Below are 20,638 nucleotides of genomic sequence, written 5' to 3'. Positions count from 1 at the left end.
GTCAGCCGGCGGACATGCCGACGGCGCACGGTGGCGGAGGCGGCCCGGGCGGAGTGCTGCTCCGTGTGTGCGGTGGGGCCGCTGGTGTGACGCCCGGGCGGCGTCCGCGTCAGCAGCCGTTCGCGGTCGGGTGAGACGGTCGTTCCCCGAACGGAGACGGGTGGCTGTGGTGCAGAGGTCACTGCTCGGGTGCGAGCCCGCGCTCGGCCAGCCAGTCCAGTTGCACGGGTGGGTTGGAGCCGCAGCCGCCGCCGTGGTCGGCGAAAGGCCAGACGGTCATGGTCCGGTCCTCACCCGCGTAGTGGTTGAAGGCGGCGTAGACCGTGGAGGCCGGGCAGATCGGATCCATCAGGCCGACGCTGAACAGGGCCGGTGCGGTGGCCCGTTGAGCGAAGTGGACGCCGTCGAAGTAGTCGAGGGTGGCGAAGGTCGGCTCCACGCGGTGGCGGCTGTGCCAGCGCAGGTACTTGGCGATTTCCGGGTAGGGGCCCTCGCCGGTGATCTGGACGGCGCGGCGGAAGTGGCACAGGAACGGCACGTCGGGCATCACCGCCGCCACCCTGTCCCCGAGGAGTCCGGCGGCGGCGAGGGCCAGTCCGCCGCCCTGGCTGCCGCCGGCGACCACGACCCGGCGGGCGTCGAGGCCGGGCAGTTCCGCGACGGCGTCCACCGCCCGCGCGCAGTCGGTCATCAGGCGCCGGTAGTAGTAGTTCTCGGGCGAGTCGATACCGCGGGTCATGAACCCCTCGGCCCACTGGGTGCCGTCGCCCAGGGTCCGGTCCGGGGTGTCGTGGCCCTGGCCGCGGCTGTCGACGACGAGCTGGGCGTAGCCGGCCGCGGACCAGAAGAGGTGGTCGGTGGGCAGGCCGCGGCCGCCGGAGTAGCCGATGTAGGTGACGACGACGGGCAGCAGCCCTTCGGCTCCGCGCGGGCGGAGCAGCCAGGCGGCCACCGGTTCGCCGTTCCAGCCGGGGAAGCGCACGTCGTCCACTTCGACGGTGCGCAGCCGGAACCGGTCGGTGACGCGCTCGGCCTTCACCGCTCCGCCCTGTGACCGGGCGTCGTCGAGGGTGCGCTGCCAGAAGGCGTCGAAGTCGTGCGGTGCGGTGGACACCGGTCGGTAGCCGACGAGTTCGTCATGGCCGAGGTCGGTGAGGGGCATGGGGACTTCCTCCGGATGGAGAGACGGTGAAGCGGCGGGGTGATGGAACGTGAACAGCACGGGAGCTCCTGGGCGTGGACGGCGGCCCGTCATCACCCGAGGACGAGCGGCCGCCGGTCTGGGAGGCGGACGCTCAGCCGTTCGCCTGCGACGAGTCGAAGCGGAACGCTGCGAGGCGGATGCGGCCGTGGAGGACCAAGGTCAGGTCGTGCAGGCCGGTTTCGACGCCGGACAGTTCCGTGGTGACCGTGGTCCAGGCGTACTGGTCGCCGGTGACCGGCACCGCGATCCGTGCCAGCTTCCGCTCGCCCGCCCGCACCTCCACGCTCGCCTCGCCTGCAGTGTCGCCCTCGCGGGCGACCTCGGCCTCGACCCGGGCCGCTCCGGTCAGGTCGGCAGAGCGGAACAGCAGCGTCGCGGGGCGCGCCGGATCTGCGGGGGCGACCGCGTCGCCGGAGGCTCGGGTGGCGTCGACGAGGGTGATGTCCGCGTGGTCGTCGAAGTCGACGGCCAGGGTACGCCGGTCGACGACCGCACGGGGGCTGGGCGCGGGCCCGGTCACGGTGAGCCGCGTGCTGCCGACGATGTTCTCGGCGGAGCGCGCGAGCAGCACCTCGTAGTCGCCGGGGTCGACGGTGAAGGCTCCGGTGGTGACGTCCCAGTGGGCGAGCCGTTCGGCGGGGAGCCGGAAGGTGAGCTCCCTGCTCTCGCCCGGGTCGAGCCGGACCTTGCGGAAGTCGGCCAGCCGCAGCCGGGGCGCCCGGTAGCGGGGGTTCAGGGGCCGGACGTAGAGCTGGACGACCTCGCTTCCGGGCCGGAAGCCGGTGTCGGCCAGCGTCACCGTGACGTCCACCGAGCCGTCCTGGGTCATGGAGTCCGCGGAGAGCCGCAGGTCGCGGTGGGCGAAGTCGGTGTACGACAGGCCGTGTCCGAAGGGGTAGAGGGGTGCGGCCCGGTGGTACTGGTACGTCCAGCCCGCGTTGATGATGTCGTAGTCGAGTGGGTGCGGCAGTTCGTCGTCGCCGCGGTACCAGGTCTGCGGCAGCCGCCCGGCCGGGTCGGCCTCGCCGAGCAGCACCGCGGCCAGCGCGCGGCCGGTCTCCTGGCCGCCGTGCGAAGTCCACAGCACGGCCGGCAGGTGGGCGTCGGCCCAGTCGACGGCGTAGGGGTAACTGCTCATGACGACCAGCGCCGTCTCCGGGCGGACCGCGGCAACCGTGCGCAACAACGCTTCCTGGGTCTCGGGCAGGGCGATCCCGGTACGGTCCTCGGTCTCGCGGCCGTTGATCATCGGGTGGTTGCCAAGGACGACGATCGCCACGTCGGCTTCCTCGGCGACGGCCCGCGCTTCGGCCGCTCCGTCGCGCAGCAGTTCTCGCTGCCAGCGCTCGGCCGTCGCGGGGCTCTCGGCGGTGACGCGCACCCGGCCGTCGGCGGGATCGAGGGCGGCGTAGCGGCCGGTGCGCACGTTGCGGAGCAGGAAGGTGCCGCCCTCACCGTCCGGGGCGGGCTCCAGACGGAAGGTCTCGTTGACGAACCAGTTCTTCAGCAGCGTCTGTTCGGCGACGAGCGAGGCGTCGTCCTGAAGGCCGAGGTAGCGGCCGGTCACGGCCTCGCACAGGGTGAGGACGCCGTCGCCCCACTCCTGGACGTCGAAGGCGGCCGCACCCAGCGGCTCGCCGGAGGTGCGGGAGCGCAGCGCGATCCGGTCGGCACCCTGCACGCAGACCACCTCGCCGCCCGCCTGCGCGAGCGCGGCGCGCAGGCCGGTCGCGATGCCGACCTGGTACGGAAGGGTGCCGCTGTACCAGTCCTCGTACAGGGTGTCGGCGTGCGGCCCGATGACGGCTATTCGTGGTGCTCGCTCCGGATTCAGGGGCAGCAGGCCGTCGTTCTTGAGCAGCACCACCGACTCGGTCGCGGCGCGCCGGGCGAGGGCGCGGTGCTCGGGGCAGTCGATCACCTCCGGGCCGATGCCGGCGTAGGGGTCGAGGTCGGGGTCGAACTCACCGAGGCGGAAGCGGAGTTGCAGCTGGCGGCGCACCGCCCGGTTCACGTCCTCCTCCTCGATCAGTCCGCGCTCGAGCGCCTCGCGCAGTCGGCCGGTCACGGTCGCGCTGTCCTCGCGGTGGTCGGTGAAACTGTCGATGCCGGCTTTCAGCGCGGCGGCGTGGGACGTGGCGTGGTCCTCGAAGTAGTGCTCCATCTCCACCAGGTTGGAGGGCGCCTGCTCGTCGCTGACCACGAACAGCTCGTGGCCGGTCTGCCGAGCCCAGCGCCGCAGCTCGTCCTCGATGAGCGGACTGACGTGGCAGGGGCGGCCGTTGACCAGGTTGTAGGCGGCCATCGCGCCGGTGGCCGCGCCGGAGGCGATGATCGGGCGGAAGGCTGCCAGGTCGTACTCGTGCAGCACGCGGGGGCGCAGGCCGGAGGAGGTGATACAGCGATCGTTCTCGTTGTTGTAGGCGAGGAAGTGCTTGAGCACCGGGGCGGCGCGCAGGAAGTCGGGATGGTCGCCGGCCAGGCCCCGGCAGTACGCGGTACCGAGGCGTGCGGTGTGCAGCGGGTCCTCGGAGTAGCCCTCCTCGTTGCGGCCCCACCTGGGATCGCGCAGCAGGTTCACCACGGGCGACCAGATCTGCAGGCCGTTGGTGCCGGACCCGGTCGGGGTCGGCCGGTGCCGGTGGAAAGCGCGCACTTCGACCGAGACCGCTTCGGCGACGGCGCGCACCAGATCCTCGTCCCACGAGGCCCCCAGCCCCACGGCCTGGGGAAAGACGGTCGCCACCCCCAGCCCGGCGACACCGTGCAACGCCTCTGTTCCCGTGCGGAACGAGGCGATGCCCAGGCGCGGGACGGCCGGGGCGTACTGGTGCAGCATGGCCAGCCGCTCGTCCAGCGTGAGCCGGCCGAGCAGGTCGTCGACGCGCTTGCTCGTCGGAAGCGCGGGATCGCGGAACGGCGACCCTGCTTCGGGCAGGGCGCGCTTGGACGGGCTGTTCACGGTGGCAACCCCTTGGGCGATGAGCGAGGAAGCGGAAGCGTATGGCGGTAGTGCAGGTTGTCGAAGCGCTTCGAAAGTGACATGGAGCAGCCGGGCTGTCAATCGGCCGGTGAGCATTTCACCGTCGCTCAACCCGTCTCAACTGCCTGAATGCTCGGACAACTCTGAGGACTGGCCAGGTCCGGACCGGTGCCGGGGAGAAGAACGCGAGTTGCGTGGCGACCACTTGTGGGGTGTGAAAGCGGACGTTAAGTTAATGCTTGTCGAAGCGCATCGACTCGCAGTGGCGGCCTGCTGTCCGCCTCCGGGTGCCCCGGCCCGGCTCCGGCGGATACCTGCGGCAACTACTACTCCTCCGTGAACAACGGCAACCACCCGCCCACCGGCGGCCACCAGGGGGGCACCGGCTCGATCTTCCAGAACGGATGAGCGATGAAGAAGCCGGCAACCTTTTCCCTTCCTGCGGTCACTGAGCAGTGCACTATCAGCTCGATGTTCCGAACGGACGGGTGATGAAGACAGCGAGGCGGGCCGCGCGGCAGCGCAGGCACAGACGCAGGATCATGCTGGGCACCGTCTTGGGGCTGACCGCCGCGGGCGTTCTCGCCACCCTGGTGGTGGCGTTGCTGCCCGACCGCAAGGTCGATGCACGGTCTGCGGCGGCCGCACCCGTCGCCACCCGAGTGGGAGCCACCGCCGCAACCAAGACGGCTACCCCGACCGCTCCTGGCTCCCCGAGACCGACTGGCACCCCGACCTCGACGGCTTCTGCGACCACCCCGGCAGATGAGCCCTCTCCCACTCACAGGCCGCGGCCCCCGCGAACTGCGTCCACCACGACCTCGTCGGCGGGACGGATTCAGCCCGGGACCACCTACCGAGGAGTCGCCACCGCCTACGAGGCCGGGAACGGGGACGGCGCCTGTCTGTTCGGCCCCAGCCCCGACCTCATGATCGCGGCGATGAACACCACCGACTACGAGACGTCCAGGGCGTGCGGTGCGTACGTGCTCGTCCGGGCGGCCAACGGCAACTCCGTCACGGTGCGGATCACCAACGAGTGCCCCCTGCCCTGCGCGCCCGGGCAACTCGACCTCAGCCAACAGGCCTTCGCCGAACTCGCCGACCTCAGGGTCGGCCGGATTCCGATCACCTGGAGCCTGCTGAGCCCCAGCACGTCCGACACGATTTCCATCAGGTACAAGTCCGGGTCCAGCCCCTATTGGTGCGGCATCCAGGCGATCGGCCACAGGAATCCGGTCACGCGGCTGGAGGTCCGCACCTCCGGCGGCTGGCGGCAACTGCCCCGCACCGACTACAACTACTTCATTTCCGCCGACGGCAGCGGGTGCGGCAGCGCGATCAGGTTGACGGACATCTATGGAGAGCGGCTGACGATCAACGGAATCGCGCTGCGGCCGGACGTCGTACAACCGACCCAGGTCCAGTTCGCCCAGCACTGATCCCGCCGCTCGCTTCCGCAACCCCGCAGCCGGCGCGACGCCCGCTGTACGGCCCTCGTGCCCGGTGCGCCGTATACGCCGGGCCCGGGCTTGACCGGTTCCCGCAACGGCTTCGGGGCGGGCGAGATCGACGAGTGTGTCGGCGGGCAACAGGCCCTTGCTCAGGACGTAGCCGATGCACGGGTTCAGGGTCAGGCAGGTCCGCCGGGCGGGGTCAGGCGGAACAGGCCCGCTCCGTGAGCGGGCAACTCCAGACGCAGGTCGTGTCCGTCGTGCGGGACGTCCCTGCGCGTCCACACCTCCCGCACGTGGTGGTCGGCGCCCGCGCCGATGGCCCCGAGGGGTACGGCCACCTGGCTCGGGGAGTCGGACAGGGAGAACACCGCGGCATAACGGGTGCGGCCGTCCACGTCCCCGGCCGTCCAAAGGACGAGGTCCCGCTCGCGCAGGACCTCCCGGTTGTCCCTGCTGTGCCACAGCACGGCCAGCGCCTCGTCGTTGGTGAGGAGGTCGATGGTCTCCGGAGGGCTGGTGGGCAGGTCGCCGCCCATCATCAGCGGGGAACGCGAGATCAGCCACAGGGTGAGCAGGCTGGTCTGCTCGGCGTGGGTGAGGGAGCACAGCCGGTCCTCGCCGCGCTCGGCGCGGATGCCGACGTGCCCCAACGGCAGCATGTCGGCGTCCGCCCAGCCGCGCTCACTCTGCCAGGGAGCCCAGCGGGCCATGCGCGCGAACTGGGCTTCGACGTCCTCCCACCGGTCCCACAGGTCGTCGCAGATCCGCCACATGGTGGCGTGTTCCCGCAGATGGTCGAGACGGGCCAGCGAGACGTCGGTGCCGGGCGACAGACTCAGCTCGATCGGCCGCCCGCTGCGCTCGATGGCCCGGGCGTAGGCGGCTATCTCCCGCTCGGGGTACGGGAACAGCATGTCGTCGGCTTTGACGAAGTCGACCCCCCAGTCGGCGAACTGGGCGACCTGGGAGTCGTAGTACGCCTGGGCGCCCGGGTGGTCGTGGTCGAGACCGTAGTTGTCGGAGTTCCAGGGGCATACCGAACCGGTGTCGGCGATCTCGTCGGCCGTGAAGCCGGTTCCCGCGACGGGCAGCCGGGCGGCGACGGCGCGGCGGGGGATGCCGCGCATGATGTGCAGGCCGAAACGCAGACCCAGGTCGTGCACCCGCTGGGCCAGCGGTGCGAAGCCCGCTCCCGCAGCGGCGGAGGGGAACCGGTTCGGCGCCGGGAGTTGGCGGCCGTAGGCGTCCAGGACCACGGGCGCGTCCGTGTTGTAGCCGTGAGCGCGGGCCGTCGGCTCGTACCACTGGATGTCCACCACGACGGTGTCCCAGCCGTGCGCGAGCAGGTGGTCGCGCATGAAGACCGCGTTGGCGAGCACCTCGTCCTCGGTGACAGTGGTGCCGTAGCAGTCCCAGCTGTTCCACCCCATCGGCGGACGCGCCGGGTGCGGGGGTATTGGGCGTGGCTGTCGGGTCATCGCTGATCGCTTTCGGTGCGGGCGCGCACGACGCTTTCCGCGCGGGTGCGCAGAACTGTGGAGGAGCAGGGCGCGAGGTCGCAGACCGGGTCGGTCGCACGGTCCTCGACCGGGGAGTCCGGGGTGGGTGCGAAGCTGCTCGTGCCGTGCGGCTGGGCCGCGAGCGTGGTCCGCGAGGAGGTCCTGGCGAAGCCGAGGACGAGCCCCTCGCCTCCGGCCGTCTTCCGGGCCCGGACGGCGAAGACGTACGACGGCCCGTCCACCGCGTCCGCGAGCGACAGCCTGGCTCCCGTGCCGCTCTGCGTCTGCCGGACCAGGCCCTCGCCGTCGGGCTCCCGGACACCGGACTCAGGGCGCCAGGCGACGGATCCGGGGGCCGTCTCCGCACCGGGGGAACCCAGGCGGACGTCCGTGAAAAGCGCCGTGTCGCCGGAGTTCACCGAGCGCATGCGCTGGACTGTAGTTGAGCGTGGGCCAGACGTGGGCGTTGTCGAAGCAGAGGCGTTTCGAGTCCGGCGTCCCCCGACATGAACTCGCTTTACATCGATGCGGATCATTGAGCCGCGCCCCGACCGAGTCCGCGGTGGGTCGGTCGGGGCGCGGGTGGGTATGAGCAGGTGATTCCGGTCGGCGGCCGCGCCGGGAGCGCGTGGAGCGCGCCCGCCGCAGCCGCGGTCATGCCGGGGCGAGGGTCAGAGCGCCGTGAAGGTCCACTGTACGTTGGTGCTGCTGTTCCCGGACCACTGCTTGGTCACGGAGCCCGAGGGCACGTTGCCGCCGCCGTCGAGGACGAGGCCGGTGGCGCGGTTGACGATCCAGTACCTGCCGCCACCCTGGTACTTGAGCTGCCACTGCTGGGTGTTGCCCCCGCTCCAGGGAGCCTCCAGGGCGGCGGAGCCGTTCGTGGTGGCGCCCCCGCCGTCGGCGACCATGCCGTTGGCGCGGTTGACCAGCTTGTAGTAGCCGGTCCCGAGCTCGACGGCCTGCCACTGCAGGTTGGTGCTTCCGTTCCAGGTCCACTGCTTGAGGTTGGAGCCGCTGGGGACGTTCCCGCCGCTGTCCAGCACCAGCCCGTCGGTGACGTTGGTGATCCTGAACCACGCCGAGGGGTTGAGCTGCACCTTCATCGACACGACGGCGTCGTTGTTGCCGGTGTTGCGCAGGTCGGCGTTGTCGGCGGTGAAGGTCCAGGCGGTGCCGGTGAAGTTGTCACCGGAGTAGCCGACGATCTGGTAGCCGGGGGCCAGCTTCAGGGAGGACAGGCTGCGGCTGGGCAGTCCGGCGAGCGTCAACTGGTCGGCGGTGTAGGAGCCGATCTGGAGCACGGCGGAGCTGCCGGAGTAGTTGACGTCCTGGTAGACCACGGCCCCGGCCAGTGGCTGCAGGGTCGGGATCTGACCGGAGAAGGTCAGCTTCACGACGTAGGCGAGGGCGGAGAACGGCGCCGACGACGACGGCAGGGTCACGTGCAGCCCGGCCGAGTCCTGCGTCGGCGCGGGCAGGTTCGTGTACGTGCCGGCGGTCGGGTTCAGCAACTGCGCCGAGGTCAGGGAGCTGACATTGATCCGCGCCGAGTTGAGCGTCGATATGGTCAGTGTGCTGCCCGGCCAGCCGAGGACCGTGGCGTACAGGACGGTGTTGTTCTTGTTCCGGGTGAAGCGGATGTCCTGGGCGGTGCCGGCTTGCGGGGCGGTGAAGGCGCCGCCGCCCATCCGCGTGGGACCTTCGCCGTACGTGGTCCAGGCCCGGGTCGAGTAGATTGACTCGCCGAAGCGCTTCAGGTAGTCGCCGATGCCGAGCAGGATGTCCTGCTGGGCCTGGGGGATCGTGCCGTCCGCCATCGGGGCGATGTTGAGCAGCATGTTGCCGTTCTTGCTGACCCGGTCGATCAGTGAGTGCAGCATCTGCTGGGTGCTGTAGTAGCCGATGCCGTTCGTGTAGCACCAGCTGGAGCTGGAGATGCTGTCGTCGGTGAGCCAGTAGGGGGCGGTGATGTCGGCGGGGCCGCCCCGCTCGTAGTCGAAGACCTCGCCGTGGCCGTTGAAGCCGTCCTTATAGGTGGCGACGACTTCGCGGCCCCAGGAGTTTGCCTGGTTGTAGTAGTACGACAGGAAGTTCAGCCGCTGGGTCTCGTCGACCTTGGACAGGTCGAAGTCCTCCCAGAGGATGTCGGGTTGGGCGAGGTCGATGACCTCCTTGAGCTTGTCGTACCAGAGCTGGTTCTCCTGCGTCCTGCCCAACTGCCCGTAGAGCTTCTGCAGGCTCGGGTCCGACTGCGCGGGGACGTGGTCGTAGTAGCCGTTGAAGTTGTACGCGTGGTGCATGGCGACCAGCAGCTTGAGCCCCTTGGCCCGGATCGCCGTGGTGAACAGCTGCAGCAGATTGAGCTTCGGCCCCTTGGCGACCGAGTTCCACTCGTTGACCTGGCTGTTCCACATGGAGAAGCCGTCGTGGTGTTCGGCGACCGGTCCGGCGAACCTCGCGCCCGCGTCGACGAACAGCTGCGCCCACGCGTCGGGGTCGAAGTTGCCGCCCGCCGACTTCAGCTTCGGTGCGAACTGCACGAAGTTGCCGGCCAGGTCCTTCGCGCCGTTGATGAAGTTGTGGTACGGCCACACCGACGGGTCGCCGTAGGTCGCGATGTGGTGCTGGTTGCACGCGTCGCCGCTGATGTACATCCGGCGCGGATACCACTCGTTCCCATAGGCCGGAACGCTGAAGACGCCCCAGTGGAAGTAGATGCCGAACTTGGCGTCCTGGAACCACTCGGGGGCGGGCGGGTGCTGGTCGACCGAGGTCCACGCTGGGGTGTAGCTGCTCGGTGCCGCGTGTGCGACGCCGGCCCCGAGGACGCCGCCTCCGACGGCTGCCGCCGCGACGGATGTGGCGCCGGCCAGGAACCGGCGTCTGTTGAACGAACTCGACATGAGGACATCCCTGGAGTGGGGGACAGAGGGAAAACACGACGCCCATGGCTCCGGAGTGCCAGGCGATACGCACGAAGTTCGACCATGTGGCGCACTCATGTCAACGGACGTGCAGGGATGAAAGCACCTCTTCACTCGCAATTTTATCCATGAGTATGCATCTATGCCCGATTTATCGAGTGTCAGACATGGAATGTTTGCGCGATACACAAAGGGTGCGACGCCACACGGCAAGCCCTCAGGCAAGTCGTCCGCGCATCACGAATACGCATCATTGATGGGATTGATTTGGCCCACCAGTCACTCCATCGAACTCCACAACCACCTACTTTCCAGCTACTTCTCCCGGGACCTAGACAGCGCACCCAGTCGCCACCTATACATACATCCCATCTCTTCGATGCGGCGGCACACGACTGTCGCCCTGCGAACCATCTCCCGCTTCGGGACCAGCGCGAGGAAGTACCGATGAGACTCAGAACCGCCCTGTGCTCCACCGCCTCGGCCCTGTCCGCCCTGGCGCTGCTCACCGCCTGCAGCAGCGGCTCGGGCACCGCCTCCGCGTCGAGCGACGCGCCGCTGGTCGGCGTCGACTACCCGCGTTCCGACACCGACTTCTGGAACTCGTACATCAAGTACACGCCGGAGTTCGCCAAGCAGCTCGGCCTCTCGCTCAAGACCACCAACTCGCAGAACGACGTCGCCAAGCTCACCGCCAACGCCCAGACGTTCATCAGCCAGGGCGTCAAGGGCATCGCGATGGCCCCGCAGGACACCGCCGCCATCGCGCCGACCCTGGCGCAGCTGGAAGCGAAGAAGATCCCGGTCGTCACCGTCGACACCCGCCCCGACACCGGCAACGTCTACATGGTCGTCCGCGCCGACAACCGCGCCTACGGCGAGAAGGCGTGCACCTACCTCGGCACCAAGCTCGGCGGCAAGGGCAAGGTCGTCATGCTGCAGGGCGACCTCTCCTCGATCAACGGGCGTGACCGCACCGAGGCGTTCAACGACTGCATGAAGAAGAACTACCCGGGCATCAAGGTGTTCGGCGAGGCCACCAACTGGGACGGTGCCGTCGCCGCGCAGAAGCTGCAGACCGACCTGACCGCCAACCCGGACATCAAGGGCGTCTACATGCAGTCCAGCTTCGCGCTGTCCGGGACGCTCCAGGTGCTCAAGCAGAAGGGCCTGCTGGTCGGCCCGAAGGACAAGAAGCACGTGTTCGTCGTCTCCAACGACGGTATCCCCGAGGAGCTGAAGGACATCGCCGCCGGGCAGATCGACGCCACGGTCTCCCAGCCGGCCGACCTCTACGCCAAGTACGCCCTGTACTACCTGAAGGCCGCGATCGACGGGAAGACGTTCCAGCCCGGCAAGACCGACCACGACAGCACCATCGTCAAGGTCCGCGACGGGCTGCTCGAGGACCAGCTCTCGGCCCCGCTCGTCACCGCCGACGGCGGCACCTACGGCGGCATCCCCAGCCTCAAGAGCGACGACAAGTCCCTGTGGGGCAACAACCTCGGCTGACACCACGTCCCGAAGACCAACGGCGAACACCATCAAGGCGGTTGAGATGAGCGACGGGGAACGAGGAGTCCGCCCCGCACCCGCCCCCACGGACGACGGACGGGTCCCGGCGGATCCGCCCGTCGTCGAGGCGACGGGCATTGTCAAACGATTCGGTCCGACGGTGGCCCTCAACGGCGCCCGGATCACCATCAGGCCGGGCGAGACGCATGCCCTCGTCGGCCGCAACGGAGCCGGCAAGTCGACCCTGGTCTCCGTCCTCACCGGCCTGCAGGCCCCGGACGAGGGAACGGTGACCTTCGGCGGCAGCCCGGCGCCACGGCTGACGGACCGCGACGCCTGGCGGCAGCGCGTAGCCTGCGTCTACCAGAAGTCGACGATCATCCCCACGCTGACCGTCGCCGAGAACCTCTTCCTGAACCGGCACGACCACGGCCGCCACCGGCTCATCAGCTGGCAGGGCGTACGCCGCCGCGCGCAGGACCTGCTGTCGACCTGGTCCGTGGACGTCGACCCGCAGACCCCCGCCGCTGATCTCAGCGTGGAGCAACGGCAGTTCGTGGAGATCGCCCGCGCGCTGTCCTTCGGCGCCCGGTTCATCATTCTCGACGAGCCGACCGCCCAGCTCGACGCAGCCGCGATCAACCGCCTCTTCGACCGCATCCGCGACCTGCAGCGGCAGGGCGTGACCTTCCTGTTCATCAGCCACCACCTGCAGGAGGTCTACGAGATCTGCGACATGGTGACGGTGTTCCGGGACGCCCGGCACATCCTGACCGCGCCGGTCGCCGAACTCCCCCGCACCGAACTCGTCGCCGCCATGACCGGTGAGGCGGCTGCCGACCGGCGCGAGGAGAGGGCGAGCACACTCGACGCCGGCGCCACGGCCGCGCTCAGCGTCCGGGGGCTGAGCGGCGAGACCTACGAAGACATCAGCTTCCAGGTCGGCGCCGGGGAGATCGTAGGGCTCGCGGGGGCCGCGGGCAGCGGACGTACCGAAGTGGCCGAGACCGTCGTGGGACTGCGGGCCGCCGGCACCGGCGAGGTGGAGATCGCCGGCAACCGCCCCCGTCCCGGCAGCGTGCCCGCCGCGCTCGCCTCCGGCGCCGGGTTCGTCCCGCAGGACCGGCACCACCAGGGGTTCGTGCCCGACATGTCGATCGCGGACAACACCACACTGTCCGTTCCCCGCAGGCTCCGCAGGAACGGATTCCTCAGCCGCAGCCGACGCGACCGGCTCGCCGAGGGGATGATCGAGCACCTGGCGATCAAGACGCCCGGCCCCGAGCTGCCCGTCTCCGCCCTCTCCGGCGGCAACCAGCAGAAGGTCGTCATGGCCCGCGCCCTCGCCGACGACCCCCGGCTGCTGGTCCTGATCAACCCGACCGCCGGCGTGGACGTGCGCTCCAAGGAGTTCCTCCTCGGCAAGGTCGCGGAGACCGCGGAGACCGGCACCGGAGTGCTCATCGCCTCCGACGAACTCGACGACCTGCGCATGTGCGACCGGGTCCTGGTGATGTTCCAGGGCCGTGTGACGACAGAGATCTCCCGCGGCTGGCACGACCACGACCTCGTGGCCGCGATGGAAGGAGTGGACCTCGATGCCTGACACCGTCCTCGCGGACACCCCCGCTCCCGGGACCACCGAGCCGAAGGGCAAGCGGAACGGTCTGTTCGGCGGCCGGGTACCTCTGGCCCGGCTGCGCGATCTCGCCCTCGTCCCCGCGATCGTGGTCATCGCGATCGTCGGCCAGATCGTCAACCCGGTCTTCCTGCAGGCGGACAACCTCATCAACGTCCTGCAGACCATGTCGGAGATCGCCCTGCTGGTCCTCGCCCAGACGATGATCCTGATCGTCAAGAAGATGGACCTGTCGCTGGAGTCCACCATGGGCCTCGCGCCCGGCGTGGCAGCCTGGCTCGTGGTGCCGACCGGTGCCGGTCACGGCCTCGGCCTGTTGCCCGGTGCCTGGGCGATTCCCGTCACGCTCGCCGTGGGCCTGCTGGTCGGCGTGATCAACGCCCTGCTGATCATCCGTTTCGGCCTCAACGGGTTCATCGTCACCCTCGGCATGCTGATCGTCCTGCGCGGCGTCCTGACCGGCATCTCCGGCGGCCAGACCTTCTTCCAGCTGCCGAAGTCGATGCTCTACCTGGGCACCGCGGAATGGTTCGGGATGCCGGCCTCCATCTGGATCTGCCTGGTGCTGTTCGCCGTCGCCATCGTCGTCCTGGGCTGGACCAGCTTCGGCCGCTCGCTGTACGCCATCGGCGGCAACGTCGACGCGGCGAAGGCGGCCGGCATCCGCACCGACCGGGTGATGTGGATCGTCATCGTCTCCGGCAGCGTGCTCGCCGCCCTCGCCGGACTGCTGCTGTCCGGGCGGCTCGCCTCGGTGGCCTCGGCACAGGGCAACGGTTACATCTTCACCGTCTTCGCCGCCGCCGTCATCGGCGGGATCAGCCTCAACGGCGGCAAGGGCACCATGTTCGGGGCGTTCAGCGGCATCCTCCTGCTGTTCATGATCCAGAACGTGCTGACCCTCGCAGGCGTCCCCGCGCAGTGGATCGGTGCCCTCAACGGCTTGATCATCCTGGTCGCCCTGACCATCTCTCGCATCACCGGCGGCAAGGTCCAGGAGTGAATCAGGCGGTCGTCACCGCCGCACACCGCTCGCCGCCACCCGTTCCGCCGCAGGGGGCCGTGTTCCCACCTGCTCTCACAGGAGTTGCCGTCATGTCCTCTGCCGTGTCCGCATCCGCCCGTATCACCGCCCTCGACGTCCTGGACGTGCGGTTCCCGACGTCCGAGCACCTGGACGGGTCGGACGCGATGAACCCCGAACCCGACTACTCCGCCGCGTACGTGGTCCTGCGCACCGATGCCGGCGACGGACTGGAGGGCCACGCCCTGGCCTTCACCACCGGACGCGGCAACGACGTGCAGGCCGCAGCCATCGCGGCCCTCGCCCCGCACGTCGTGGGCCTCTCGGTCGAGGAGGTCTGCGGCGACCTCGGCGCGTTCTCGCGCTCCCTCGTGCACGACCCCCAACTGCGCTGGCTGGGTCCGGAGAAGGGCGCCATCCACATGGCCACCGGGGCGGTGGTCAACGCCGCCTGGGACCTGGCCGCCAAGCGTGCGGGCAAGCCCGTGTGGCGGTTCCTCGGCGAGATGCCGCCCGAGGAACTCGTCGCGCAGGTCGACTTCCGATGGCTCAGCGACGCGCTCACCCCCGAGGAGGCCCTGGACATCCTGCGCCGCGCCGAACCGGGCCGCCAGGAGCGCATCGCCCGCCTGCTGGAGCGCGGCTACCCCGCCTACACCACCACCCCCGGATGGCTCGGCTACTCCGACGAGAAGCTGGCCCGCCTGGCCCGTGAGGCCGTCGCCGACGGCTTCACCCAGATCAAGCTGAAGGTCGGCGCCTCCCTGGAGGACGACGTACGGCGCATGCGCACCGCCCGTGAGACGGTCGGCGACGGCATCCGCATCGCCGTGGACGCCAACCAGAGATGGGACGTCGCTCAGGCCATCGACTGGATGCGCGCCCTGGCGCCCCACCAGCCGTACTGGATCGAAGAGCCCACCTCGCCCGACGACATCCTCGGCCACGCCGCGGTCCGCAAGGCCGTCAGCCCCATCAAGGTCGCCACCGGCGAGCACATCGCCAACCGGGTCGTCTTCAAGCAGCTTCTCCAGGCCGGTGCCGTCGACATCGTGCAGATCGACTCGGCACGGGTCGGCGGGGTCAACGAGAACATCGCGATCCTGCTGCTCGCCGCGAAGTTCGGGGTGCCGGTGTGCCCGCACGCCGGCGGCGTCGGCCTGTGCGAGATGGTGCAGCACCTGTCGATGTTCGACTACGTCGCCGTCTCCGGCACCCTGGAGGACCGGGTCATCGAATACGTCGACCACCTCCACGAGCACTTCGTCGACCCGGTGCGCATCGCCGACGGCCACTACCTGGCGCCGGAGCTGCCCGGGCTGAGCGCGCAGATGCACCCGGAGTCCCTCAAGGAGTACGCCTACCCCGACGGACCCGTCTGGACCGCCCGTGTCTGACGGCCAAATCCTCATCGACGCCCACCACCACGTGTGGAACCTGGACCTCCGGCCGCAGCCCTGGCTGGACGAACCCGGGCACGAGCCGCTCCGCCGGAGCTTCAGCGTGCACGCCCTGCGATCGGCCGCGACCCGCCCGATCGCCGGACGACGGCTGACGAGCACGGTGGTCGTCCAGTGCGTCACCTCCGTCCCCGAGACACGCGATCTGCTCGCCCTGGCCGACAGCGACCCGCTGATCGGCGCCGTCGTCGGCTGGGCGGACCTGACGTCCCCCGCGATCGGCGACGTACTCGACGACCTGCGGACGGGATCGGCGGGCCGGCACCTGCGGGCCGTACGGCACATCGTGCAGGGCGAGTCCGACCCGCACTGGCTGCAACGCCCGGACGTGGAGCGGGGGTTGCGAGCGGTCGCAGAGCGCGGGCTCGGGTATGACGTGCTGATCCGCAGCCACCAGTTCCCGCAGGCGATCCGTCTCGCGGAAAGACTGCCGGAGCTGCCCCTCGTCCTCGACCACGCGGGCAAGCCGCCTCTCGCACGGCGGGAACTGACCGACTGGGCACACCAGGTGCGGACACTGGCCGGGCATCCCCAGGTCCGCTGCAAGGTGTCGGGGCTCGTCACGGAGGCCGACCACGAGAAGTGGACCGTCGCCGACATCCGCCCGGTGTGGGACGTCCTGCTCTCCGCCTTCGGCCCCGACCGGCTGATGTTCGGCTCGGACTGGCCGGTCTGCGTCCTCGCCGGTGGCTGGAACCGCTGGGCCGACGCCGTCGACGAACTCCTGGAGGGCTGCTCCGGCACCGAGATCGACGCGGTGCTCGCCGGCACCGCGACGGCCTTCTACCACCTGACGCCTGTCCCGACGAGAGAGGGGACGCCGTGCTCCTGACGGAACTGCTGCACCCGGGAATCCTCGAAGCCCTGGCCGGAGCCGGCCACGGCGCCCGCGTCCTGCTCGCCGACGGCCACTACCCCACCAGTACGGCCACCGGCGAGCGGGCCAGAACCGTCCACCTCAACCTGAGGCCGGGCCTGCTGGACGTCACCACCGTGCTCGACGTCCTCCTGCGGGCGATCCCCGTGGAGTCGGCACAGGTGATGGTGCCGCCCGAGGGCGAACCGGAGCCGCCGGCCATCGCCGAGTACCGCGCCCGGCTGGCGCCCGCCCCGGTGGAGACGCTGGGCCGGTTCGAGTTCTACGACGCCGCACGCTCCCCCGACCTGGCGCTGGCGATCGTCACCGCCGACATCCGTACGTACGCCAACCTGCTGCTGACCATCGGCGTCCGCGCTGAAGGGACCCTGACCCCATGACGACACTCGCAGTCCGCTACAAAGCCGCCCGCACCCTGGACACCGCTCCGGTCGAGGCCTCCTCCCCCGGCCCCGGGGAGGTGGAGCTGGCCCCCGCCTACGTCGGCATCTGCGGCACCGACCTGCACATCTTCCACGGCGACATGGACGCCCGGGTCGCCGCGCCCGCCGTTCTGGGGCACGAGATGTCCGGCCGTGTCGTCCGGGTCGGTCCGGGGGTGGCGGGCTGGCAGCCCGGGGACGCGGTGACGGTGATGCCGCTGCGCTGGGACGGCACCTGCCCGGCGTGTACGTCCGGTCACCGGCACGTCTGCCAGAACCTCGACTTCATCGGCATCGACTCGCCGGGCGCGATGCAGCAGCGCTGGACGGTGCCTGCTTCCACGCTCGTACGCCTGCCCAAGTCCGTCTCGCTGGACCGGGCCGCCCTCGTGGAACCCACCGCCGTCGCCGTTCACGACGTCGGCCGGGCCCGGGTGCGGGAGGGTGAGCGGGTCGTCGTGGTCGGCGGCGGACCGGTCGGGGTGCTCATCGCGCTGGTGGCGCGGGCCGCCGGTGCCGAGGTCCGCTTGGTCGAGCTGAGCACCCACCGGCGCCTCCTGGCCGAGGAGTCGGGCCTGACCGCCTGGGACCCGGCCGCCGAGGACGTGCCCGAGCTCGTCCGGCGGTGGACCGGCGGCGCGGGCGCGGACGTCGCCTTCGAGGTCTCCGGCGCGGCGGGCGGTGTCGACACCGCCGTGGAGGTGCTGGGCGTACGCGGCCGTCTGTGTCTGGTGGCGATCCACCCCCGGCCCCGCGAGGTGAACCTGCACCGCTTCTTCTGGCGCGAACTCACCCTCGTCGGTGCCCGGTTGTACGACCGCTCGGACTTCGAGAAGGCGGTGACGCTGGTGGCCGACGGCACGATCCCCGCAGAGCGGCTGATCAGCAAGGTCGTTCCCCTCACCGAGGCGCCCGCGGCATTCGAGGCGCTGGAGGCGGGCGGGGACGTGATGAAGATCCTGGTGGACTGCGGCAACGACACGACGGGAGCCTGAGATGCCTCTCTTCGACCTGACCGGGCGGCTCGCGGTCGTCACCGGCGCCCGGCGCGGCATCGGCCGGGCCATGGCCCGTGCCCTCGCCGAGGCCGGCGCGGACGTCATCGGCGTCAGCGCCTCGCTGGAGGAGTCCGGCAGCGCGGTGGAGAAGGACGTCGTCGCCGCGGGGCGCACCTTCGAGGCGATCCGCACCGACTTCGCCGACCCGGACGCCGTACGGGCGCTGGGTGCGGACCTCGCGGGCCGCGAGCGGCCGGTGGACATCCTGGTCAACAACGCGGGCACGATCCGCCGGCACCCCGCGGCCGAACACTCGGATACCGACTGGGAGTTGGTGCTCCAGGTCAACCTCAACGCCCAGTTCGCGCTCACTCGGGCGGTCGGCGCGACGATGGTGGCCCGCGGCCGGGGGAAGATCCTCTTCACCGCGTCGCTGCTCAGCTTCCAGGGCGGCATCACCGTCCCCGGCTACACCGCCGCCAAGCACGGCATCGCAGGCCTGACCAAGGCCCTGGCCAACGAGTGGGCCCCGCACGGCGTCAACGTCAACGCCATCGCGCCGGGCTACATCGCCACCGACAACACCCAGGCCCTCCAGGACGACCCGGTGCGCAGCAAGGCGATCCTGGACCGCGTCCCCGCCGGCCGCTGGGGCAGCGCGGACGACCTCGCGGGCGCCACCGTGTTCCTGGCCTCCGACGCCGCCGCCTATGTCCACGGCACCGTCCTGCCCGTCGACGGCGGATGGCTGGGCCGATGACCACCGATCTCGCCCCCGAGCTGGCCGGCGCCCGGATCCTGCCGGTGCTCACCGTACCGTCCGTGGCGCACGCAGGTCCGCTCGCCGACGCGCTCACGGCGGGCGGAGCCCGGTGCGCCGAGGTCACCTTCCGTACCCCGGGCGCCGAGCAGGTGGTGAAGGCGATGGCGGCCCACGGCGGCCTGGCCGTCGGCGCGGGCACCGTGCTCACGTCCGAGCAGGCGGAGCGGGCCGTTGTGGCCGGGGCCCGCTTCGTCGTCTCCCCCGGTTACGACGCGGACGTCGTCGCCACGTGCCGTGAGCTCGACGTACCCGTCGTACCGGGCATCGCCACCGCCACGGAGCTGATGCGCGCCCTGCGCGCGGGCCTCGACACGGTCAAACTGTTCCCCGCCGAGCCGCTCGGCGGCATCGGGGTCCTCGAGGCGCTCGCGGCTCCCTTTCCCCAGGCACGCTTCCTGCCGACCGGAGGCATCGGCCTCGCGCACCTGCCCGTCTACCTTTCCCATCCGGCGGTCCTCGCCGTCGGCGGCAGCTGGATGGCGACCACCGGGCACCTGCGGCGCGGCGACTACGACGGGATCCGGCGGCTGACCGCCGAGGCCGTCCAGAGGAGTACGGGATGAGCGTCCCCGAGGTCATCGCCCTCGGCGAGGTGATGCTGCGCTTCGACCCCGGCGAGGGCCGTATCCGTACCGCCCGCACCTTCCAGGTCTGGGAGGGCGGCGGCGAGTACAACGTGGTGCGCGGACTGCGCCGCTGCTTCGGCCTGCGCACGGCCGTCGTGACCGCCCTGGTCGACAACGCGGTGGGGCGGCTGACCGAGGACCTGATCCTCCAGGGCGGTGTCGACACGTCACTGATCCGGTGGGTGCCCGGCGACGGCATCGGCCGCACCGCCCGCAACGGGCTGAACTTCGTGGAGCGGGGCTTCGGCATCCGGGGCGCGCTGGGTGTCAGCGACCGTGCGAACACGGCCGTGTCCCAGCTGCGCAAGGGGGACGTCGACTGGCACGCGCTGTTCGCCACGGGCCCGCGCTGGTTCCACACGGGCGGCATCTTCGCCGGCCTGTCGGACACCACGGTGGACGTGGCGGAGGAGGCGATGGACGCGGCGCGACGGCACGGGGTGACCGTTTCCTACGACCCGAACTACCGCCCGAGCCTGTGGGACGGCCGCGGCGGTGCCGAACGGGCCCGCGAGGTGGACCTGCGGCTCGCCCGGCACGCCGACGTGGTGGTGGGCGCCCTCGGCCTGAGCGGACCGTACCCCGGAGCGGTGCGCGTCCGCGCGGAAGAGGTGCCGGATGCGCTCGCCGAGGCCGCCGACCGGCTGCCAGGGGTGAAGGTACTTGCCACGACGCTCCGCGCCGTGCCCTCGGCAGGTGTGAACGACTGGTCCTCGGCGGCCTGGTCGCCGGCGACCGGCTTCGTCGCGGGTCCGGACATGCCCGGCCTGCACGTCCTGGACCGCATCGGCTCCGGCGACGCCTTCGCGGCCGGGCTGATCCACGGGCTGCTGACGGCCCCCGGCCCTGAGGACGAGCCCGCGACCGTTCCCGGGCCGGATCTCGGCCGGCGGGGCGGCGAGGCGCCTGGGCACGGCCCGCTCGTCCTGGGCGGGTCGGAGCACCCATGGCTGCGGCGTCCCGCCTCCGAGCCGCTCGCGGGTGCCGAGCCGGCCAGTGCCCCGCTCACCGTCGCCTGTCTGAAGCGGGCCCTCGCCTACGGCACGGCGCACGGCGCACTCGCCATGACCACGCCCGGCGACGTCTCCATGGCCTCGCTCGCGGAGGTCGAAGCGCTCGTGGCGGGCGGCTCGGCCGTCGTCAGGCGCTGAACGGCGTCCCTTCCCACCCGTAGGACCCGTCCG

Annotated in this window: 16 protein-coding genes; 11 read left to right on the top strand and 5 right to left on the bottom strand. The window is 70.7% G+C overall.

Annotated elements, in window-relative coordinates; translation table 11 throughout:
• Positions 1–178: 178 nt before the first annotated feature.
• Both SY2F82_RS16880 and SY2F82_RS16875 read right to left on the bottom strand, forming a co-directional pair.
• Positions 179–1,162, bottom strand: coding sequence for an acetylxylan esterase (locus SY2F82_RS16880; protein ID WP_200419888.1), 984 nt, complete (start codon positions 1,160–1,162; stop codon positions 179–181).
• A gap of 133 nt (positions 1,163–1,295) precedes the next feature.
• The gene (locus SY2F82_RS16875) at positions 1,296–4,166 is read right to left on the bottom strand and encodes a glycoside hydrolase family 3 protein (RefSeq protein WP_236041532.1); all 2,871 of its coding nucleotides are present in this window, start codon (positions 4,164–4,166) and stop codon (positions 1,296–1,298) included.
• Positions 4,167–4,678: 512 nt separating this feature from the next.
• On the opposite strand from SY2F82_RS16875, the gene SY2F82_RS16870 reads away from it, so the two are divergent.
• Positions 4,679–5,629: an expansin EXLX1 family cellulose-binding protein gene (locus SY2F82_RS16870; protein WP_200419887.1), complete on the top strand. Its 951-nt coding sequence runs from the start codon at positions 4,679–4,681 to the stop codon at positions 5,627–5,629.
• A gap of 191 nt (positions 5,630–5,820) precedes the next feature.
• On the opposite strand, the gene SY2F82_RS16865 is transcribed toward SY2F82_RS16870, so the two are convergent.
• The 3 genes from SY2F82_RS16865 to SY2F82_RS16855 all read right to left on the bottom strand — a co-directional run bounded on the left by SY2F82_RS16865 (position 5,821) and on the right by SY2F82_RS16855 (position 10,049).
• Positions 5,821–7,074, bottom strand: a complete 1,254-nt coding sequence (locus SY2F82_RS16865; RefSeq protein ID WP_200419886.1) for a glycoside hydrolase family 27 protein — start codon at positions 7,072–7,074, stop codon at positions 5,821–5,823.
• A gap of 44 nt (positions 7,075–7,118) precedes the next feature.
• On the bottom strand, positions 7,119–7,571 hold the full coding sequence (locus SY2F82_RS16860; RefSeq protein WP_200419885.1) for a hypothetical protein: 453 nt from the start codon (positions 7,569–7,571) through the stop codon (positions 7,119–7,121).
• Positions 7,572–7,814: 243 nt separating this feature from the next.
• Positions 7,815–10,049 carry an alpha-L-fucosidase gene (locus SY2F82_RS16855; RefSeq protein WP_200419884.1) on the bottom strand — a complete coding sequence of 745 codons (2,235 nt, stop codon included), beginning with the start codon at positions 10,047–10,049 and terminating at the stop codon, positions 7,815–7,817.
• 468 nt (positions 10,050–10,517) lie between these two features.
• Between SY2F82_RS16855 and SY2F82_RS16850 the strand changes: the two genes are divergently transcribed.
• The 10 genes from SY2F82_RS16850 to SY2F82_RS16805 all read left to right on the top strand — a co-directional run bounded on the left by SY2F82_RS16850 (position 10,518) and on the right by SY2F82_RS16805 (position 20,605).
• On the top strand, positions 10,518–11,582 hold the full coding sequence (locus SY2F82_RS16850; RefSeq protein ID WP_200419883.1) for a sugar ABC transporter substrate-binding protein: 1,065 nt from the start codon (positions 10,518–10,520) through the stop codon (positions 11,580–11,582).
• Positions 11,583–11,628: 46 nt separating this feature from the next.
• Complete coding sequence (locus SY2F82_RS16845; protein ID WP_200419882.1) at positions 11,629–13,191, top strand: sugar ABC transporter ATP-binding protein; 1,563 nt, start codon at positions 11,629–11,631, stop codon at positions 13,189–13,191.
• Positions 13,184–14,227 (top strand): ABC transporter permease, encoded by a 1,044-nt coding sequence (locus SY2F82_RS16840; RefSeq protein ID WP_200419881.1) that lies wholly within the window; start codon positions 13,184–13,186, stop codon positions 14,225–14,227. The genes SY2F82_RS16845 and SY2F82_RS16840 overlap by 8 nt, the downstream gene beginning before the upstream one ends.
• Before the next feature lie 92 nt (positions 14,228–14,319).
• Positions 14,320–15,645 carry an L-fuconate dehydratase gene (locus tag SY2F82_RS16835; protein WP_200419880.1) on the top strand — a complete coding sequence of 442 codons (1,326 nt, stop codon included), beginning with the start codon at positions 14,320–14,322 and terminating at the stop codon, positions 15,643–15,645.
• Positions 15,638–16,540 carry an amidohydrolase gene (locus tag SY2F82_RS16830; protein ID WP_200419879.1) on the top strand — a complete coding sequence of 301 codons (903 nt, stop codon included), beginning with the start codon at positions 15,638–15,640 and terminating at the stop codon, positions 16,538–16,540. The genes SY2F82_RS16835 and SY2F82_RS16830 overlap by 8 nt, the downstream gene beginning before the upstream one ends.
• Positions 16,531–16,965 (top strand): RbsD/FucU domain-containing protein, encoded by a 435-nt coding sequence (locus tag SY2F82_RS16825; protein WP_200419878.1) that lies wholly within the window; start codon positions 16,531–16,533, stop codon positions 16,963–16,965. Before SY2F82_RS16830 ends, SY2F82_RS16825 begins: the two co-directional genes overlap by 10 nt.
• Positions 16,962–18,002: a zinc-binding dehydrogenase gene (locus SY2F82_RS16820; RefSeq protein WP_200419877.1), complete on the top strand. Its 1,041-nt coding sequence runs from the start codon at positions 16,962–16,964 to the stop codon at positions 18,000–18,002. Before SY2F82_RS16825 ends, SY2F82_RS16820 begins: the two co-directional genes overlap by 4 nt.
• A gap of 1 nt (position 18,003) precedes the next feature.
• Positions 18,004–18,765 (top strand): SDR family oxidoreductase, encoded by a 762-nt coding sequence (locus SY2F82_RS16815; RefSeq protein WP_200419876.1) that lies wholly within the window; start codon positions 18,004–18,006, stop codon positions 18,763–18,765.
• Positions 18,762–19,391: a bifunctional 4-hydroxy-2-oxoglutarate aldolase/2-dehydro-3-deoxy-phosphogluconate aldolase gene (locus tag SY2F82_RS16810; RefSeq protein ID WP_200419875.1), complete on the top strand. Its 630-nt coding sequence runs from the start codon at positions 18,762–18,764 to the stop codon at positions 19,389–19,391. Before SY2F82_RS16815 ends, SY2F82_RS16810 begins: the two co-directional genes overlap by 4 nt.
• On the top strand, positions 19,388–20,605 hold the full coding sequence (locus tag SY2F82_RS16805) for a sugar kinase (protein WP_236041529.1): 1,218 nt from the start codon (positions 19,388–19,390) through the stop codon (positions 20,603–20,605). Before SY2F82_RS16810 ends, SY2F82_RS16805 begins: the two co-directional genes overlap by 4 nt.
• The last annotated feature ends 33 nt before the right edge of the window (positions 20,606–20,638 follow it).

It is taken from the genome of Streptomyces sp. Y2F8-2, from assembly GCF_014905555.1.
Taxonomy (GTDB): Bacteria; Actinomycetota; Actinomycetes; order Streptomycetales; family Streptomycetaceae; genus Streptomyces; species Streptomyces cynarae.
This window is presented reverse-complemented; position numbering and strand designations above follow the sequence as displayed.

Coding starts and splice junctions, on each gene's coding strand:
- SY2F82_RS16880 (WP_200419888.1), bottom strand. CDS start 1,162: ATGCCCCTCACCGACCTCGGCCATGACGAACTCGTCGGCTACCGACCG.
- SY2F82_RS16870 (WP_200419887.1), top strand. CDS start 4,679: ATGAAGACAGCGAGGCGGGCCGCGCGGCAGCGCAGGCACAGACGCAGG.
- SY2F82_RS16865 (WP_200419886.1), bottom strand. CDS start 7,074: ATGGGGTGGAACAGCTGGGACTGCTACGGCACCACTGTCACCGAGGAC.
- SY2F82_RS16860 (WP_200419885.1), bottom strand. CDS start 7,571: ATGCGCTCGGTGAACTCCGGCGACACGGCGCTTTTCACGGACGTCCGC.
- SY2F82_RS16855 (WP_200419884.1), bottom strand. CDS start 10,049: ATGTCGAGTTCGTTCAACAGACGCCGGTTCCTGGCCGGCGCCACATCC.
- SY2F82_RS16850 (WP_200419883.1), top strand. CDS start 10,518: ATGAGACTCAGAACCGCCCTGTGCTCCACCGCCTCGGCCCTGTCCGCC.
- SY2F82_RS16845 (WP_200419882.1), top strand. CDS start 11,629: ATGAGCGACGGGGAACGAGGAGTCCGCCCCGCACCCGCCCCCACGGAC.
- SY2F82_RS16840 (WP_200419881.1), top strand. CDS start 13,184: ATGCCTGACACCGTCCTCGCGGACACCCCCGCTCCCGGGACCACCGAG.
- SY2F82_RS16835 (WP_200419880.1), top strand. CDS start 14,320: ATGTCCTCTGCCGTGTCCGCATCCGCCCGTATCACCGCCCTCGACGTC.
- SY2F82_RS16820 (WP_200419877.1), top strand. CDS start 16,962: ATGACGACACTCGCAGTCCGCTACAAAGCCGCCCGCACCCTGGACACC.
- SY2F82_RS16815 (WP_200419876.1), top strand. CDS start 18,004: ATGCCTCTCTTCGACCTGACCGGGCGGCTCGCGGTCGTCACCGGCGCC.
- SY2F82_RS16810 (WP_200419875.1), top strand. CDS start 18,762: ATGACCACCGATCTCGCCCCCGAGCTGGCCGGCGCCCGGATCCTGCCG.
- SY2F82_RS16805 (WP_236041529.1), top strand. CDS start 19,388: ATGAGCGTCCCCGAGGTCATCGCCCTCGGCGAGGTGATGCTGCGCTTC.